Source organism: Thiogranum longum (assembly GCF_004339085.1).
Lineage (GTDB): Bacteria > Pseudomonadota > Gammaproteobacteria > DSM-19610 > DSM-19610 > Thiogranum > Thiogranum longum.
Genome location: NZ_SMFX01000001.1, coordinates 642,805 through 660,705, shown reverse-complemented (window position 1 = coordinate 660,705; position 17,901 = coordinate 642,805). Strand labels below are relative to the sequence as shown.

General features: G+C 55.6%; 14 protein-coding genes. 3 read left to right on the top strand and 11 right to left on the bottom strand.

Annotated elements, in window-relative coordinates:
* Window positions 1–4 precede the first annotated feature (4 nt).
* From nusB to glyA, 7 genes are read right to left on the bottom strand one after another with little or no spacing between them, the layout of a single operon-like run.
* On the bottom strand, window positions 5–478 hold the full coding sequence (nusB, locus tag DFR30_RS03260) for a transcription antitermination factor NusB (RefSeq protein WP_132971309.1): 474 nt from the start codon (window positions 476–478) through the stop codon (window positions 5–7).
* 5 nt (window positions 479–483) lie between these two features.
* Window positions 484–960: a 6,7-dimethyl-8-ribityllumazine synthase gene (ribH, locus tag DFR30_RS03255; protein WP_132971308.1), complete on the bottom strand. Its 477-nt coding sequence runs from the start codon at window positions 958–960 to the stop codon at window positions 484–486.
* Between the two features lie 30 nt (window positions 961–990).
* Complete coding sequence (gene ribBA, locus DFR30_RS03250; protein WP_132971307.1) at window positions 991–2,106, bottom strand: bifunctional 3,4-dihydroxy-2-butanone-4-phosphate synthase/GTP cyclohydrolase II; 1,116 nt, start codon at window positions 2,104–2,106, stop codon at window positions 991–993.
* A gap of 9 nt (window positions 2,107–2,115) precedes the next feature.
* A complete protein-coding gene (locus DFR30_RS03245) occupies window positions 2,116–2,787 on the bottom strand; it encodes a riboflavin synthase (RefSeq protein ID WP_132971306.1) in 672 nt (223 codons plus the stop codon).
* Window positions 2,788–2,808: 21 nt separating this feature from the next.
* Window positions 2,809–3,954 (bottom strand): bifunctional diaminohydroxyphosphoribosylaminopyrimidine deaminase/5-amino-6-(5-phosphoribosylamino)uracil reductase RibD, encoded by a 1,146-nt coding sequence (gene ribD / locus DFR30_RS03240; protein ID WP_132971305.1) that lies wholly within the window; start codon window positions 3,952–3,954, stop codon window positions 2,809–2,811.
* Window positions 3,947–4,468 carry a transcriptional regulator NrdR gene (nrdR, locus tag DFR30_RS03235; protein ID WP_132971304.1) on the bottom strand — a complete coding sequence of 174 codons (522 nt, stop codon included), beginning with the start codon at window positions 4,466–4,468 and terminating at the stop codon, window positions 3,947–3,949. The genes ribD and nrdR overlap by 8 nt, the downstream gene beginning before the upstream one ends.
* Window positions 4,469–4,496: 28 nt before the next feature.
* Window positions 4,497–5,750, bottom strand: coding sequence for a serine hydroxymethyltransferase (glyA, locus tag DFR30_RS03230; protein WP_132971303.1), 1,254 nt, complete (start codon window positions 5,748–5,750; stop codon window positions 4,497–4,499).
* Window positions 5,751–6,185: 435 nt separating this feature from the next.
* On the opposite strand from glyA, the gene DFR30_RS03225 reads away from it, so the two are divergent.
* Window positions 6,186–7,592: a cytochrome-c peroxidase gene (locus DFR30_RS03225; RefSeq protein WP_132971302.1), complete on the top strand. Its 1,407-nt coding sequence runs from the start codon at window positions 6,186–6,188 to the stop codon at window positions 7,590–7,592.
* 108 nt (window positions 7,593–7,700) lie between these two features.
* Here the strand turns inward: DFR30_RS03225 and DFR30_RS03220 are convergent, their stop codons facing one another.
* Entirely contained in the window at window positions 7,701–9,695 is a 1,995-nt protein-coding gene (locus DFR30_RS03220; RefSeq protein ID WP_132971301.1) for an EAL domain-containing protein, read from the bottom strand.
* 263 nt (window positions 9,696–9,958) lie between these two features.
* Here DFR30_RS03220 and ettA point away from each other — a divergent pair, with 263 nt between their 5' ends.
* Both ettA and DFR30_RS03210 read left to right on the top strand, forming a co-directional pair.
* Window positions 9,959–11,623 carry an energy-dependent translational throttle protein EttA gene (gene ettA / locus DFR30_RS03215; RefSeq protein ID WP_132971300.1) on the top strand — a complete coding sequence of 555 codons (1,665 nt, stop codon included), beginning with the start codon at window positions 9,959–9,961 and terminating at the stop codon, window positions 11,621–11,623.
* A 35-nt stretch (window positions 11,624–11,658) separates the two neighbouring features.
* Entirely contained in the window at window positions 11,659–12,261 is a 603-nt protein-coding gene (locus tag DFR30_RS03210; RefSeq protein ID WP_132971299.1) for a hypothetical protein, read from the top strand.
* A 30-nt stretch (window positions 12,262–12,291) separates the two neighbouring features.
* On the opposite strand, the gene DFR30_RS03205 is transcribed toward DFR30_RS03210, so the two are convergent.
* From DFR30_RS03205 to purL, 3 genes are all read right to left on the bottom strand, one after another.
* The gene (locus DFR30_RS03205) at window positions 12,292–12,897 is read right to left on the bottom strand and encodes a protein-methionine-sulfoxide reductase heme-binding subunit MsrQ (RefSeq protein WP_132971298.1); all 606 of its coding nucleotides are present in this window, start codon (window positions 12,895–12,897) and stop codon (window positions 12,292–12,294) included.
* 16 nt (window positions 12,898–12,913) lie between these two features.
* The gene (gene msrP / locus DFR30_RS03200; RefSeq protein ID WP_132971297.1) at window positions 12,914–13,858 is read right to left on the bottom strand and encodes a protein-methionine-sulfoxide reductase catalytic subunit MsrP; all 945 of its coding nucleotides are present in this window, start codon (window positions 13,856–13,858) and stop codon (window positions 12,914–12,916) included.
* A gap of 145 nt (window positions 13,859–14,003) precedes the next feature.
* Window positions 14,004–17,894 carry a phosphoribosylformylglycinamidine synthase gene (gene purL / locus DFR30_RS03195; RefSeq protein ID WP_132971296.1) on the bottom strand — a complete coding sequence of 1,297 codons (3,891 nt, stop codon included), beginning with the start codon at window positions 17,892–17,894 and terminating at the stop codon, window positions 14,004–14,006.
* Window positions 17,895–17,901: the final 7 nt, after the last annotated feature.

The following is a 17,901-nucleotide window of genomic DNA, read 5'->3' as shown; positions in this document are numbered from 1 at the left end:
CGCATTACTTTTTCAGCAACCCGCTCCCACCTTCACCCTGGGGGTGCTCCACGGCGCGTAACTTGCGTGCGGTCTGGTCCAGCACGCCATTCACATACTTGTGTGCCTGCTCGGCACCGAACTTTTTGGTGAGGTTAACCGCCTCGTTAATAATAACCTTGTACGGCACGTCAATACGGGTCATCAACTCATAACTTGCCATGCGTAACACCGCGCGTTCGACAGGATCTATTTCTTTTACCGGGCGATCGAGATATGGCGCGAAAGCCGCTTCAACTTCATCGAGTTTTGCCGGTATCCTGTGCAACAGCTCGTTGAAATAATCGGCATCGGCTTTTTCAAAGCCCTCTTCTTCAACGAACTGGGCTTCGATGTCTGACAGGTTGTTATCCGACATATCCCACTGGTAAAGCGCCTGCATGGCAAGCCGGCGCGCACGGGTACGTTGTGCAGCCTGGGGTTTTGCGGGCTGGTTCATACGCTTTACTGACCGATCTCGCGCAGCACGTTGACCATCTCGATAGCGGACATGGCTGCCTCGTCACCCTTGTTGCCTGCCTTGGTGCCGGCACGCTCGATAGCCTGTTCGATACTGTCCACGGTGAGCACGCCAAAGGTCACCGGAATATCATGTTTCATCGACACACTGGAAAGTCCCTTGGTACATTCACCGGCGACGTATTCGAAGTGAGGTGTTCCACCACGAATAACCGCGCCCAGCGCAATAATGGCGTCGTAACGTTTGCTGGCTGCAAGCCGGTTCGCGGCCAGTGGCATCTCGAAAGCCCCCGGCACGCGGACAATCGTCAGATCCTTGTCTTCCGCGCCGTGGCGCTTCAGTGTATCAATTGCACCGCTCAGCAGACTTTCCACAACAAAGCTGTTGAAGCGCGCCACCAGTAGCGCAATGCGCGCGTTACGAATATTAAGATTACCTTCAATTTCCTGGATGCCACTCATGACAGTCACTCCGCATTTCAATGTTTGAATTTATTTCCGGTCGTCGACGTATTCGACAATTTCCAGCCCGAAACCGGACAGACCGTGTTCCACTTTGGGTGCACTCAACACGCGCATCTTCTGCACACCGAGGTCGGCCAGAATCTGTGCACCGATGCCGTGGGTACGAAGCTCGTGCTGTTCTTCGTGCTTCAGCGCTTCGCCGGATTTTTCGTGCTCGTCATAGCTTCGGATACGTTGCACCAGGTCGCGTGGTGTCTCGTGCTGCCCCAGCACAACAACGACACCCTGACCATTTTCATTGATACGATGCATCGCATCACGTAATGGCCAGCCAATGTCCTGCATCTGTGCACCGAACAGGTCACCCAGCGCATTCTGTACGTGCACACGCACCAGGCTAGGACTATCGGGTGAAACCTCGCCCTTCACCAGCGCCAGATGCAGTCCTTCATTGACGATATCCTGGTAGGCATACAGGCGGAACGTCCCGCACGCGGTCGGCAAATTACACTCCGCCACCCGTTCAACACTTTTCTCGTTGGCAATTCGATAGTGGATCAGGTCAGCTATGGTGCCGACTTTCAGGTCGTGCGTTTCGGCAAATTTCTCAAGGTCCGGGCGGCGTGCCATGCTGCCGTCTTCATTGAGAATCTCGACAATCACCGCCGCCGGTTCCTGTCCCGCCAGACGGGCCAGGTCACATCCAGCCTCGGTATGACCGGCGCGTGTCAGCACACCGCCCGGCTGGGCCATTAATGGAAAAATATGGCCTGGCTGGACAATGTCCTGCGGTTTGGCCTCCCGCTTGACTGCCGCCTCGACGGTGCGCGCCCGGTCATAGGCGGAAATTCCGGTTGTCACACCCTCGGCCGCTTCGATGGATACAGTAAAATTCGTTGCCAGCTGCGCCTGATTGTCGGCCACCATCAGTGGTAACGACAGTTGCCGGCAGCGTTCACGCGTCAGCGTCAGGCAGATCAGGCCGCGCCCGTACGTTGCCATGAAGTTTATATCTTCCGGCCGGACGAGACTGGCAGCCATCAGCAGGTCGCCCTCATTCTCACGGTCCTCGTCATCCATGATGACAACCATCTTGCCTGCACGGATATCTTCGACAATCTCTTCGATGCTGTTCAGTTTCATAAACCGGTTTTACCTGTCTGCTGCGCCCGTAAAACCGCAACGTTGTAAAAGTTCTTCCGTTATCCCTTCGTGGCCCGGTTGTGCGGCACGCTGGCCAAGCAGCAGGCGTTCCAGGTAACGGGCAATAATATCCACTTCCAGGTTGAACGTTTGTCCGGGCCGAAGCTCACCCATGGTAGTTTCTGCCAGTGTGTGCGGCACGATATTCAGCTCAAACCCGGCACCGTCAACTGCATTGACGGTCAGGCTGATACCGTCGATACACACCGAGCCCTTGGCGGCAATATAGTGCGCCAGGTTATCCGGTGCGCGCATGTGAAAGCGCACCGAGCGCCCGTCTTCGTGCCGCGATATAACTTCACCGAGGCCATCGACATGACCGCTGACCAGATGCCCTCCCAGCGGGGTGGAAAGTGTCAGTGCCTTTTCCAGGTTTACCCGGTCGCCGGTTTTTAATTCACCGGCGCGGGTACAGGCCAGGGTTTCAGCGGACACATCAGCCCAGAAACCGTCCCCGGGCAAGTCCACGACTGTCAGACATACACCGCTGGTGGCAATGCTGTCACCAATGGCAACATCGTCGAGTGCAAGCTTGCCGGTACGTATGCGTAAACGCAGGTCATCGCCCTTTGGCTGCAGGGCGGCGACTTCACCGACTGCCTGTATGATACCGGTAAACATGTTATGTGTTCGCCTGTCCTGTCAATCCCGTGCAGGCCGCAGGGTTAGCCGTAGTGTATCGCCGACCTTGCGCATATCCTGCCATTGTAAAGCAATACGATCCTGCATCTTTTCCAGCCCGGGCAGATGAAACAGGCCGCGCGCCCCATCACCCATCAGGTGTGGCGCAAGGTACAGCACCAACTCATCAACCAGCCCGGCAGCCATAAATGCTCCCGCCAGTGTCGGGCCGCATTCGAGCAGCACTTCGTTCATTTCACACGCTGCCAGCTCTGCCAGCACGGCTTGTGGTGACGGCTGACCGTTGTGCGCCTCAACAAGGCAAACCGTAGCACCCGCCTTCTCCAGCGCACTGCGTGCTGCGGTATTCTCACTCACCGTCATCACCAGCGTTTCACCCGGCAATGACAATAGCCTTGCCCCGGGTGACAGGCGCAGCTGGCTGTCCAGCACCACGCGCCAGGGCTGGCGCAGCGGTTCCACGCCGTATAACTGCGAGGCCTCCAGCCGTACATTCAGCGATGGATCATCGGATATAACAGTACCTGTGCCCGTCATGACCGCAGAGCTTCGTGCCCGCCAGCGTTGCACGTCCTGTCGAGCTTCCGGGCCACTGATCCACCGACTCTCACCCGATGCCATGGCGGTGCGACCATCGAGGCTGGCAGCCAGCTTCACCCGCAACCAGGGCCGTCCACGCTCCATGCGCGAAATGAAACCGGGGTTCAGCTCACGCGCCTGCGCTTCCAGCAAGCCGGATTCAACGCTTATCCCGGCCTTGCGCAAACGCTCGATACCCTGACCGGCCACCTGCGGATTCGGATCCTGCATAGCGACAACAACGCGCGCCACACCGGCCTCGACCAGTGCGTCTGCGCAAGGTGGTGTGCGCCCGCTATGACTGCAGGGTTCCAGCGTCACATAAACCGTTGCTCCGCGGGCACGCTCACCCGCTTCTTGCAGGGCATATACTTCAGCATGCGGCTCACCGGCACGGCGGTGCCAGCCACGCCCAAGCACTTCACCTCCGGCAACAATCAAACAGCCGACATTCGGGTTCGGATGTGTACTGTAAATACCACGGCAGGCCAGCTGCACGGCCTCGGCCATAAAGGCATGATCAGCTGCATCGAATACGGCTGTATCCACCGGCGACGCCTCAGGCATCAGGCGTGTTTTCCTCTTCATCCGGCAGCAGCGGCATCTGGTCACGCTTTTCTTCCGGCGTGGGCCCCTGCTCAAGGCGCTCGATCTCGTCGCGGAATTCACTTACGTCCTGGAAGCTGCGGTACACCGAAGCAAAACGCACATAAGCGACCTGGTCAAGATTACGCAATTCATCCATCACCCATTCACCTAACTGGCGTGACGGGATCTCACGCTCACCACAGGCCTGCAAGCGGTGTTGAATACGACTGATACCGGCTTCCACACTTTCTGTATTAACCGGGCGTTTTTCCAGCGCGCGCAACACACCGGTCAGCAGTTTTTCCTCGTTGAACGGCTCGCGCGTCCCGTCACTTTTTATAATGTGCGGCATGACCAGCTCAGCCGATTCGTAGGTCGTAAAACGGTCTGCACAGGCGACGCATTCACGGCGACGACGCACCTGCATGCCCTCGCCTGCAAGACGCGAGTCAATGACCTTGGTATCCATGTTTCCGCAGAACGGGCAGCGCATGCGTGGTCAGTCTCCGTGGAGCAACGGGCTAGCCGTACACCGGAAAGCGTTTACAGACATCCAGCACTTTCGCTTTGACCTGCTCGATGATATCGGCGTTGTCCACATCGTCCATGATGTCACACATCCAGCCTGCCAGCTCGCACACTTCAGCTTCACCGAAGCCGCGGGTTGTGACAGCCGGCGTGCCCACACGGATGCCACTGGTCACAAACGGTGACTGGGGATCGTTTGGTACGGCATTCTTGTTGACAGTGATATTTGCGGCACCCAGCGAAGCATCCGCCTGCTTGCCGGTGATACCTTTGGCTATCAAATCGACCAGGAACAGGTGGTCGTCGGTACCCCCGGAAACAACGTTGTAGCCACGATCCAGAAATACCTGCGCCATGGCACGCGCATTGGCCTGTACCTCGCCCTGGTAGTCCTTGAACCCGGGCTGCAACGCTTCCTTGAAGGCTACGGCCTTGGCAGCAATCACGTGCATCAGCGGACCACCCTGAATACCGGGGAATACCAGTGAGTTGAGCTTCTTTTCAAGATCCGGATTGGACTTCGCGAGGATCAGACCACCACGTGGACCACGCAAGGTCTTGTGCGTCGTTGTCGTCGTTACATCGGCAATCTGGACAGGGCTGGGATAATGCCCGGTTGCAACAAGGCCGGCAACGTGCGCCATGTCGACAAACAGAAAAGCATCCACGGAATCGGCAATCCTGCGACAACGCTCCCAGTCCACGACGCGTGAGTAAGCGGAAAAGCCGGCCACTACAACCTTGGGTTTGTGCTCCAGCGCCAGAGCCTGCATATGATCGTAGTCTATCTCGCCGGTGTCGGTATTCAGACCGTATTGAACAGCGTTGAACACCTTGCCGGAAAAATTCACTCTGGAACCATGCGTCAGGTGACCACCATCGGCAAGACTCATGCCGAGTATGGTGTCCCCGGGTGAGCAAAGCGCGAGGTATACCGCCGCATTGGCCTGTGAACCGGAGTGAGGTTGCACATTGGCATAATCGGCGCCGAATAATTGTTTGGCACGGTCAATAGCCAGCTGCTCGGCCACATCGACATGCTCACAGCCACCGTAGTAGCGCTTGCCCGGATAACCCTCGGCATATTTATTGGTCAGCACGCTGCCCTGTGCCTCCATAACACGCGGACTGGCGTAGTTTTCTGACGCAATCAGTTCGATGTGTTCTTCCTGGCGAACCTCTTCGGCGGCAATGGCGGCGGCAAGTTCGTCATCGAACCCCTTGATGGTCATTTTCTTGCTGAACATTCGGCTTCCCCGACACGGCTGAAAAGAGGCGAATCATACTGGAATCAGGGCGTTTCGCCCAGCCATCAGGCTTTCGCCGGCCCCCTTGGGCATATTGCCGCAGAGACAGCCTCAGTACGCAACATTTATCACTTAACTAACTGTTTTATCTAAATATGAATAAATATCTCCTGCCTGGTACCGGAAGTTACATACAGCAAAAATCAGATCATGCCATTGCTCATCCTGGACTGAGACTAAGACTAAAACCAGGGCAAGTCCTCAGCGAAGGGCGCTCACGGTTTTATACACGACCTATACAAGACCATTGTCCAGTCCTTTTGCATGGAGGGATAACCGCTGAAATCCGGCTGTTAGAAAAACCTTCCTGATTTACCTGCCACCTGTTGGAAACATGTGCTTCGTCCCGGAGATGAAGCAGAGGAGAAATAACCAATGAAATTAACGACAGCTATTACTACAGCCTCGATCGCGACGCTGCTGCTGGCAAGCAGTGCCGCGTACGCCGGAAGCAAAGGCAAAGGCAAAGAGAAAAAAGACGATGTACTACCGGATCCGGTGACAGACATGGACTTCCGCGACCCGAACGCGGAAAAAGTGGAGCTGGGCAAAAACCTGATGTTCGACAAAATTCTTAGCGGCAACATGAATATATCCTGTGGTACCTGCCACCACACTCTGACAGACACCGGTGACGGGCTGTCCCTGCCTGTTGGTGAGGGCGCTGTCGGATTAGGCGTGACACGCGACACCGGTAACGGTGATGATGCCGTCCACGAGCGTGTGCCACGCAATGCACCTCCGGTATTCAACCTTGGTGCGAAATCGTTCACAGTCCTGTTCCACGATGGGCGTGTAGAGGTAAACCCCTCCTTCCCCAGCGGGTGCAAGACACCGGCTGGCGGAAATCTGCCTGACAACCTCGAAAATGTATTAGCCTGTCAGGCCATGTTCCCGGTAACTTCTGCAACAGAAATGGCTGGTCAGGCGCCAGAGAATGAAGTCGCCATCGCTGCCGCAGCCGGAAATCTTGCCGGCCCGGGCGGAGTCTGGGAATTACTGGCCCAGCGCCTGCAGGCGATCCCGGAATACGTGGACATGTTCAGGGCCGCCTTCCCTGGTGAAATTTTTGATGCATCGGATATTACTTATGCGCATGCAGCCAATGCAATTTCAGCCTTCGAGGGTGTGAACTGGCGTGCCGACAACAGCCCCTTTGACCTGTTCCTGCGCGGTGATGAGGATGCCATGAGTGAGAATGCCCAGGACGGCATGGAACTGTTCTACGAAGGTGACGAGAACGGTAACAGTTGCGCTTCCTGCCACAGTGGCCCGTTCCAGACCGACCTGCAGTTCCATGCTATCGCCATGCCCCAGGTCGGCGCCGGTCGTGGCAGTAACAGTCCGGGCAAAACCGGTGGACATGAAGACTTCGGTCGTCAACAGGTCACTGGCGAAGAAACCGATATCCTGAAGTTCCGCACACCTACACTGCGCAACGTAGCACTGACAGCACCCTACGGTCATGCCGGCGCCTATAACACACTGCGTGCGGTTGTAGAACATCATGTGGATGCGGTTAATGCACTCAGCAACTATGACCGGTCCCAGGCCGTACTGCCATCACGTGATGATCTCGATGCTCTCGACTTCATCACCATGGATGATCCAGACCGTGTTGCTTTCATTGCAGACCACAATGAACTGCCACCACTGGGCTATGACGATGAAGACGTCGATCGCATCCTGGACTTCCTGAATGCACTGACTGACCCTTCCAGCATTGACCTGCGTGATGATTCACCGAAGCGCGTTCCAAGTGGTTTAACACTGGCTGAGTAGTCAGGCATGGTTAAACAGTATTCGGGGTCAGCCCTTATCGACAGGTGCAAAACCGGTTGACAGGGACTGCCCCCATTTTCTTTTTTCCCGGCATGCGGTCCAACTGGCCTACCAGGCTCTTCTTTGCCCGGCTTCTGAATGCAGGAAAGCAGGATCTGATATCACTGCGTCATCGAGAGGCTGTGGACGAGCAATACCATACCCCTGCGCATAGTCAACACCGAGCATTCTGACCTGTTCAAGGATGGCTGGATTCTCCACAAACTCTGCTATCGTTTGTTTGCCCATGACATGACCAATATCGTTGATGGACTTGACCATGGCGCGACTAATAAGATCATCGGCAATCTCCCTGACAAAAGATCCGTCAATCTTAAGGTAGTCTACCGGCAGACGTTTGAGATAGGTAAACGAAGACAGGCCCGAGCCAAAATCATCCAGCGCAAACTGGCAGCCCAGGTCCTTCATGGCCTCCATAAATTCGATTGCCGACGAAAGATTACTGACAGCGGCGGTTTCTGTAATTTCGAAGCACAGTTGCCCCGGGCTTACTGCGCTGGCCGACAACTTGTCTACAATACTGTTCAGTAGTGGCCCGTCCGACAGCGACTGCCCGGAGAGATTAATCATAAACACCGGCAGGCCCGCATCTGATCGCCTGGCTTCCAGCCAATCAATGGCATGCAATACAACCCAGTGATCGATGGCCGCCATAAGATTATAACGTTCTGCTGAAGGGATAAATGAACCTGGCTGTACCAGGGTGCCATCAGCTGCGATCATGCGAACCAGTATTTCTACCCGGGGAGACAGGGATTGCTCCTGCCGGACCGGAACCACAGGCTGGTAATACAGACAGAAGCGATCCTGTTCGAGTGCATCCTTGATACGGCTAATCGTATTAACCTCACCACGATGCCGAATGATATCCTTGTCGTTGGTGGCTGCGATATTCACCCGGTTGCGCCCCGCCTCTTTTGCCATATAGCAGGCTGTGTCTGCTGTACTAAGGACAGCGGCAGGATTCATTTCGTCGGACCTGACTGCAACAATACCGACACTGGCACCTGCCGTAAACGTTCTCCCATCCCAGAAAAAGTGAAAATCCTCAACGGTTGAACGTAACTCCTCGCCAATATCTGCCGCTTTTCCCAGTGGGCAATCCATCAAAAGTATTCCAAACTCATCTCCACCCAGGCGGGCAAGAATATCCGACTTGCGCAGCTTTGATTTCATGACTATTGCAAGCTGGCGCAGAAACTCATCTCCTGCAAGATGTCCACAGCTGTCATTAATGATCTTGAACCGGTCAAGGTCCATATAGAGCAATGCATGCTCACGGCCATCCGAGGTTGCAAGACCAATAAGATATTCAAGGTGCCTTTCAAATTCGCGACGGTTAATCAATCCTGTCAGTACATCATGGCTGGCCTGGTAGGAGATACGCCGGTTTTTTTCCGCTATCCTGTGTATCACCAGCCATGCTATTACGATGGCAAAGAGCAGCGCAATGACCGCCAGCGCAAACATTTTGTGGCGTGTTTCCTGGTAATGGGCAGCTGACATATCGATAGCAGTTTCAGCATTCTCCTGCTCGAGATTAACCAGCTCATCAAGTAGCTTGAGCAATTGCACCTGGCTAGCGGCAGCAACCTGCATTGCAGCATCAATTTCCTTTTCTGGCACGCCTTTCAGCAACAGCTCTGCTGCATATTCATTATCGGGTTGCGCACGCAGAGCAAATTCGCTCAGCTTGCGGTGAATTTTGATCTCCCGGGCATCCATTTTCTTTGATATCAGCAGCTCGCGCGCACGACTGTACGGCCCGGCATAACCAAGAAAACGAAGGTGTTCTTCATCACGTTCAAAAGGGTCTGCCGTTAGCCGCATGGTCTTGAGGCTGATGGCACGAAGACGTATAGCATCGCGCATGGTATTGGCCGCGGCGGTCTTTGCGTTGGTTTCCTCAACCAGACTGGAAATACTGTTATTAAGTGCCTGCATCTGCTCCAGGGCAATAAAAACCAGCATAAACATCAACGCCAGGACTGCACCAAAGCCAAGGCTGATGATTGTTTTCGTATTATCCCCTGCTAAGCTCACAGAAATTGCCCGGTTTCGTACTCTGAGCCGTTTTATCGGCTATCTGGCTATTTATTTAAGGTTTTTCTATTTCTGCCATGTCACATAACAGGGCGGATCCGCCACAAAAGGTATAATTACCCGACTCGGGCATTACACATTGCCTGACCCGTTTGCCAGGATCTTATCAGGCCTGCACTACTCCAGGTCCACAGATAGTGACTCAACCTGGCAGCACACAACCGGTATAATGTCCCGAGTTTATCTCCAGCCGGTGAGGACACATGGCCCAGTACGTCTATACAATGAACCAGGTTGGCAAGGTTGTGCCGCCCAAGCGCGAGATTCTGCGTGATATTTCCCTGTCTTTTTTCCCTGGCGCCAAGATCGGCGTGCTGGGCCTGAACGGTTCCGGAAAATCCACATTACTGCGCATCATGGCCGGCATAGACACCGAAATTAATGGTGAAGCTCGCCCACAGGCCGGTATCAAGGTCGGCTACCTGCCACAGGAACCGCAACTCGACGAAAGCAAGGACGTGCGCGGCAACGTTGAAGAAGCGTTATCGGATATCACTGATGCACAAAAACGCCTCGATGAAGTCTATGCCGCCTACGCTGAGCCGGATGCTGATTTCGATGCGCTGGCGGCCGAACAGGCGAAGCTGGAAAATATTCTGCAGGCTGGTGACGGGCATAACATGGAACGCACGCTGGAAGTTGCCGCAGATGCACTGCGCCTCCCGCCATGGGATGCCGGTGTCAGCAAACTGTCCGGTGGTGAAAAACGGCGTGTAGCCCTGTGCAAGCTTCTGCTCTCCAAGCCTGATATGTTGCTGCTCGACGAACCGACCAACCACCTCGACGCCGAAAGTGTGGCCTGGCTGGAACGTTTCCTTCTTGAGTACCCGGGTACCGTGGTGGCCGTAACCCATGATCGTTACTTCCTCGACAACGTTGCTGGCTGGATTCTTGAGCTGGATCGTGGCCACGGCATTCCCTGGGAAGGCAACTATTCTTCGTGGCTGGAACAGAAGGAAAATCGCCTGGAACAGGAAGAAAAATCCGAAAGCGCCCGCCAGAAGGCCATGAAGGCCGAACTGGAATGGGTTCGCAGCAACCCCAGGGGACGCCACGCCAAGAGCAAGGCGCGCCTAGCGCGTTTCGATGAACTGGCCTCACAGGAAGCACAGAAACGTAACGAAACCAAGGAACTCTACATACCACCCGGGCCGAGGCTCGGCGAACTGGTGGTCGAAGCCAACCATATTCGCAAGGGCTTTGGTGACCGGTTATTGATCGATGACCTGAGCTTCCGCCTGCCACAGGGTGGCATCGTAGGCATCATTGGCCCCAATGGCGCGGGCAAGACTACATTGTTCCGCATGTTGACTGGCCTGGAGTCCGTCGACGAGGGTGAGCTGCGCATAGGCGAGACTGTGGAGCTGGCCTATGTCGACCAGAGCCGTGACGCACTGGATGACAACAAGACGGTGTGGGAGGAAATATCAGACGGTCAGGACATCATTACCATAGGCAAGTACGAGGTCAACTCGCGTGCGTATGTATCACGCTTCAACTTTGGCGGCACCGAACAGCAGAAACACGTCGGCAAACTGTCCGGTGGTGAGCGTAACCGCGTACATCTCGCCAAGTTGCTACGTAGCGGCGGCAACCTGCTGCTGCTCGATGAACCTACCAACGACCTTGACGTGGAAACACTTCGCGCACTGGAAGAAGCGTTACTGGACTTTCCTGGCTGTGCCGTGGTTATCTCGCATGATCGCTGGTTTCTCGACCGTATCGCCACTCACATCCTCGCCTTTGAAGGTGACAGCCAGGTGACCTGGTTCGAGGGCAACTATGCCGACTATGAGGAAGACCGGAAACGCAGACTGGGCGATGAAGCCAGCCAGCCGCACCGCATCAGGTACAAGCGACTTCACTAGACCGTGTTTCGACTTTGTGAAAAAAGGAGAGAATCATGTTTGAACTGAACAGTGCATTGAAAGCCACCGGTATTGCGGCAGCTATCTTTATGCTTTCCGGACCGGGCTATGCAGATGACATCGAAGACTCTATCAACGAGGCGCTGGAGTATTACCATGACGGTGAATACAAGGATGCAGTTGAAAGCCTGAACTATGCGACGCAATTGATCCAGCAAAAGAAAGGCGGCGAACTCGAGGCATTTCTTCCCGAACCCCTTGACGGATGGAGTGCACAGCCTCCCTCGTCCCAGGCTGCTGGCGGCGCCATGTTTGGTGGTGGCGTAACGGCAGAACGCACATACAGCAAGAACGCCAGCTCGGTTACTGTAAGAATAATCACTGACTCACCGATGATGCAGGGCATGATGATGATGTTTTCTAACCCGATGTTTGCTGCCTCTGACGGAGGCAAACTGGAACGGGTCGGACGCCAGAAAGCCATCGTCAAGTTTGACAGCGACAACAGACAGGGTGAAATCAATATCGTCGTTGCCAAACGCTTTCTTGTAACGATTGAAGGCAACGACGTCAGCGCAGAAGACCTGAAGGCTTATGCCGAAGCCATTGATTACAAAAAGCTGAAGGATATGCCATAGCCGCCTCCACGCCCCCCTGAACAAAGGGGGTCAGGACGCGCAGTTCTCACCGGCCACCCGGCCGGTCAAGGCTTTACGCCTTACCCTCAAGAGCAACAGCAGCGCGAGCACTCCACCGTACACCAACGGCTCCAGCACATCGGCCTTGACCAGCCACCAGAAATGCACGACGCCCAGCAAGGGGATAACATATGCGAGGCGATGCAGCCGCTTCCAGTTTCGTCCAAGCCGGCGCATCATCATATTGTTTGATGTAACCACCAGCGGCAACAATAAAACGAACGCCAGCATACCAATGGTAATAAATGGCCGGTCCAGGATGTCCAGCCAGATCTCGCCCCAGTCGAAAAACTGGTCGAGCCACAGGTAGGTAACAAGGTGCAGCGTTGCATAGAAAAACGCAAAAATCCCGAGCATACGCCGCACCCTGACCATCCAGCCCCAGCCAAACAGGCGTTTGATCGGGGTAGCCATCAGCGTTATCAACAGGAACCGCAATGTCCACTCGCCGGTTGCATCAGCCACTTCATCAATCGGGTTCGCGCCCAGCCGGTCTGTCAATAACTGCCAAACAAGAACCACAACCGGCAGCAGGCATAACAGAAAAACCAGCGGCTTTAGTATGCGTTTTTGCATATTGCGAACCACCCGGCTAGAAATACTTTTTCAGGTCCATACCTGAATACATGGCAGCAACCTGCTCTTCGTAGCCATTGAACATAAGCGTCTTGCGCTTTCTGAGTTCTCCGATACGCCGTTCACGCTTCTGGCTCCAGCGCGGGTGTGGAACATTCGGGTTTACATTGGAATAGAAGCCATACTCACGCGGACCGGCCTTCATCCACGAACTGGTCGGTTGTGTTTCCCGAAAGCGGATTTTCACAATTGACTTGATACTTTTAAATCCGTATTTCCAGGGCACCACCAGGCGCAGGGGGGCACCATTCTGGTTAGGCAGTGTTTCGCCGTATAACCCTACCGCCATAAGAGTGAGCGGGTTCATGGCTTCATCCATACGCAGCCCTTCGCGATACGGCCAGTCCAGTACACGCCGCCGCTGACCCGGCATCTGTTTCTTGTCGTACAGGGTTTCAAATTCCACAAACCTGGCTTTGGAGGTTGGCGCGAAGCGCTTGACCAGATCGGCCAGGGGGAATCCAATCCACGGGATTACCATCGACCAGCCCTCCACGCAGCGAAGCCGGTATATACGTTCTTCCAGCGCATGCGGGGCCAGAATATCTTCCAGCGAAAATGTGCCCGGTTTTTCACATTCACCAACAACTTCTACCGACCAGGGATCGGTTTTCATCCGGTGTGCGGTTTTGAAAGGGTCAGACTTGGAAACACCGAACTCGTAGAAATTGTTATAGGTCAAAACGTCCTTGCGGTCGGTTTTGTTCTCATCGGTGCTGAACGGGCCATCCTTCACCTCACCGATAGTTATGGCTGCCGACGCAGACGGCAGCCATAACGAACCTGTCAGTGCTGCCCCGGCAACGGCAAGCCCGGATTGCATGAACTTGCGTCGCTGCTGATATATTTCGTATGGAGTAACATCTGACTCGTCAAGATCGGCTGGTTTTCTGATCAACACAGTTCTACCCTCTGGTCTGCACGTTGAGACTGCGCCCTGAAGAGCAAGTTCCTCGCCCGGACCCGCTGCAGGCCCTTTAAACACAGGCTTACCTGTAGTGTAGCGACTTGCGGGCAGAAGTCTTCACAGAATGGTCACGAACGCACTAACCAACCTGGTAACGCGCATTACGGAACATCCGCAACCAGGGGCCATCCTCACCCCACTCGTCAGGACACCAGGAATGCTGTACGCCGCGGAATACCCGCTCCGGGTGCGGCATCATGATGGTGAAGCGCCCGTCATCGGTTGTCAGACCGGTAATACCGAATGCCGAACCGTTGGGATTGTGTGGGTAAGCTTCGGTAGCCTCGCCATAGTGATCTACGTATCGCAATGCGACGTGTCCGCTGTCCAGAACCGCCTGCGCCTGCTCACGTGAAGTAAATGCGGCCCGACCTTCACCGTGTGCTACGGCAATCGGCAGATGGGAGCCGGCCATGTCCTTGAGCAAAACTGATGGCGTATCGAGTATTTCAACAAGTGAATAACGCGCCTCGAACTGTTCGGACAGGTTACGCTCGAAACCTGGCCAGTGCGCAGCACCTGGAATGATATCCCGTAAGCCGGACATCATCTGGCAACCGTTACACACACCCAGCCCCCAACTGTCGTCACGATCGAAAAACGCACTGAAGGCATCACGGGCACCGGCATTGAACAGGATCGATCTTGCCCAGCCCTGTCCTGCGCCCAGTACGTCGCCGTAGGAAAAACCACCGCAAGCTACCAGGCCGCTAAAACCGGACAGATCTGCTCGCCCGGTAATAATGTCGCTCATGTGTATATCACGGCAGTCAAAGCCGGCCGCTGTAAATGCAGCGGCCATTTCCAGCTGCCCGTTCACACCCTGCTCACGCAGGATAGCCACCCTGGGCGCCACACCCACCGCGATCATGGGGGCGGCAATGTTATCTTCCGGGTCAAAACTGATACGTGGCTGCATACCGGGATCACTACTGTCGAGCAGTGCAGAGAACTCCTGTTCTGCACATTCCGGGTTGTCCCGCAGAACCTGCATCTGGTAACTGGTTTCCGACCATGCGCGCTGCAAGTCTATGCGTTTTTCATCAAACAGCGGTTTGCGTGCCCGGGTAAAGACAATGCGATCATCATCACGCAAGGCACCAATGACATGGCTGTATCGCCCCAGACCGGCTTCGCGCAGGGTCTCCAGTACTGCGTCAGTGTCGCAATGTCGCACCTGCAGCACCGCACCCAGCTCCTCACTGAAAAGCGCGGCGCGACTGTCATCACCGAGTTCGTCAAGCTGAACTTCCACTCCGTAATGACCGGCAAAGGCCATTTCACACAGCGTGGTAAACAAGCCACCGTCGGAACGATCGTGGTAAGCCAGCAGCAGGTCATTCTGGTTGAGGTCCTGGATAGCGGCGAAGAAACTCTTCAATGCATCCGGGTCGTCGAGGTCAGGCGCATGATGACCAACCTGCTTGTATGCCTGGGCCAGTGCCGAACCGGCCAGCCGGTTACGCCCTTTGCCCAGATCAACAAGCACCAGGTCGGTATCGCCGCAATCAATACGCAACTGCGGCGTCAGGGTTTTACACACATCGCTGACCGGTGCAAAACCGGTCACGATCAATGACAAGGGACCAGTGACCGAACGTGGCTCGCCATCTTCCTCCCACACTGTCTTCATCGACAGGGAATCCTTGCCCACCGGGATACAAAGGCCAAGTCGTGGACACAGCGCCTCACCGACGGCGCGCACCGTATCAAACAGGCCGGCATCTTCCCCCGGATGACCGGCAGGTGCCATCCAGTTGGCCGACAGACGAATGCTGGATAATGACTCGATACACGCGGCGGCCATATTGGTAATGGTTTCGCCGACCGCCATACGTCCCGAGGCCGGCGGATCGACCAGTGCCACCGGTGGACGCTCGCCCATTGCCATGGCTTCACCACGATAACTGCGGTAATCGGCACAAGTTACGGCTACATCTGCAACCGGCACCTGCCAGGGTCCGACCATCTGGTCACGTGTCACCTGTCCGGTCACAGAACGGTCGCCAATCGTAATCAGGAACTGCTTGCTGCCGACCGAAGGCACACGCAGCAAACGATAGGCGATTTCTGTCAGATCATCCGGCAGTTCCAGGTCGGGTTTGCTGAAAGTACGATGGTGAACATCGCGCAACATTTTAGGCGGCTTGCCCAGCAAAAGAGACAGCGGCAGATCAATGGGCGTATTGTCGAAATATCCGTCCCCCAGCACCAGCTGTGGCTCCAGCGTCGCCTCGCCCAGCACTTCAACGGGGCAGCGTTCACGTTCGCACAGCGCCTGGAATTCCTCGATACGCGCATCCGATACTGCCAGCACATAACGCTCCTGCGACTCGTTACACCAGATTTGCATGGGAGACATACCCGGCTCGTCGTTGGGAATGGCACGCAACTCGAAGCGGCCACCGCGCCCGGCATCATTCACCAGTTCCGGTACTGCATTGGACAAGCCGCCTGCGCCAACATCGTGAATAGACAGAATCGGGTTGTCTTCGCCCATTTCCCAACAACGGTCAATGACTTCCTGGCAACGGCGCTCCATTTCCGGGTTGCCCCGCTGTACCGAGGCAAAATCCAGGTGCTCGGCGCTCTCACCGCTGGATACAGATGAAGCTGCGCCACCACCAAGACCAATCAACATGGCGGGTCCGCCGATCACTACAATCTGGCCGCCGGCAGGAATGTCCTGTTTTTCAATGTGCTGTTCACGGATATTGCCGTAACCACCGGCAATCATGATGGGCTTGTGATAGCCACGCACTTCCTCGCCTGCCGGCCCCGGTACGCGCTCCTCGAAAGTGCGGAAGTAGCCGCACAGGTTAGGTCGACCAAATTCGTTATTGAAGGCCGCGGCACCCAGCGGCCCATCGATCATAATTTCCAGCGCAGAAACAATTCGTGCCGGCTTGCCGTAATCGGTTTCCCACGGCTGCACGAAGTCCGGTATCCGCAGGTTGGACACGGAAAAGCCGCTCAGCCCAGCCTTGGGCCTGGCACCGCGCCCGGTAGCACCTTCATCACGGATCTCACCGCCGGAACCGGTTGCTGCGCCCGGGAAAGGTGCTATGGCAGTCGGATGGTTATGTGTTTCTACTTTGATCTGTATGTGCGCAGCTTCATGGTGCTCACGATAAGCACCGGAATCAGCGTCGATAAAAAAGCGCTTCGCCGGATTGCCCTCGATAACAGCTGAGTTGTCATGGTAGGCGGACAGCACGCCGTCGGGGCTGGCCCGATGCGTAGCACGGATCATGTTGAACAGGGTGGTGTCCTGCGGTTTGCCGTCAATGACCCAACTGGCGTTGAATATCTTGTGGCGACAATGCTCGGAGTTCGCCTGTGCGAACATCATCAGCTCGACATCAGTGGGATTACGGCCCAGTGCAATAAAGCTTTCTACCAGGTAATCGATTTCATCACCTGATAACGCCAGCCCCAGCGACCTGTCTGCTGCCAGTAAAGCATCACGGCCACCCTGGAGAATATCCACGCGACTCAGCGGCGCCGGCTCGGCATGACTGAATAACGCCTCGGCATCCTCCGCACGTGTCAGCACCGACTCGGTCATACGATCGTGCAGAATTGCCAACAGCGATTCCAGCGTATCACCATCCAGGGTGACCCCTGCCTCAAGACCCAGGTCAAAACTGATCCCTCGCTCAATACGCGACACATTCAACAGCCCGCAGTTATGGGCGATATCGGTGGCCTTGCTCGACCAGGGAGAAATAGTGCCAATGCGTGGAACAACCCAGAACCGGTGTGCTGCCTGCCTGACGCTGGGGTCTGCCCCGCCCAGCAGCTGTTCAAGCACCTGCCATTCGGCAGGCGTCAGATCCTGCTCCGGCTCCACGAAATGAACGTAGTGAGCTTCCAGCCCCGTAACACCGGCAGCGATCTGCTGCACACGTTCGAGCAATTTACGGATTCGGAAGGATGAAAAGGCAGGTGCGCCAGCAAGCTGCAACATGGGCTTT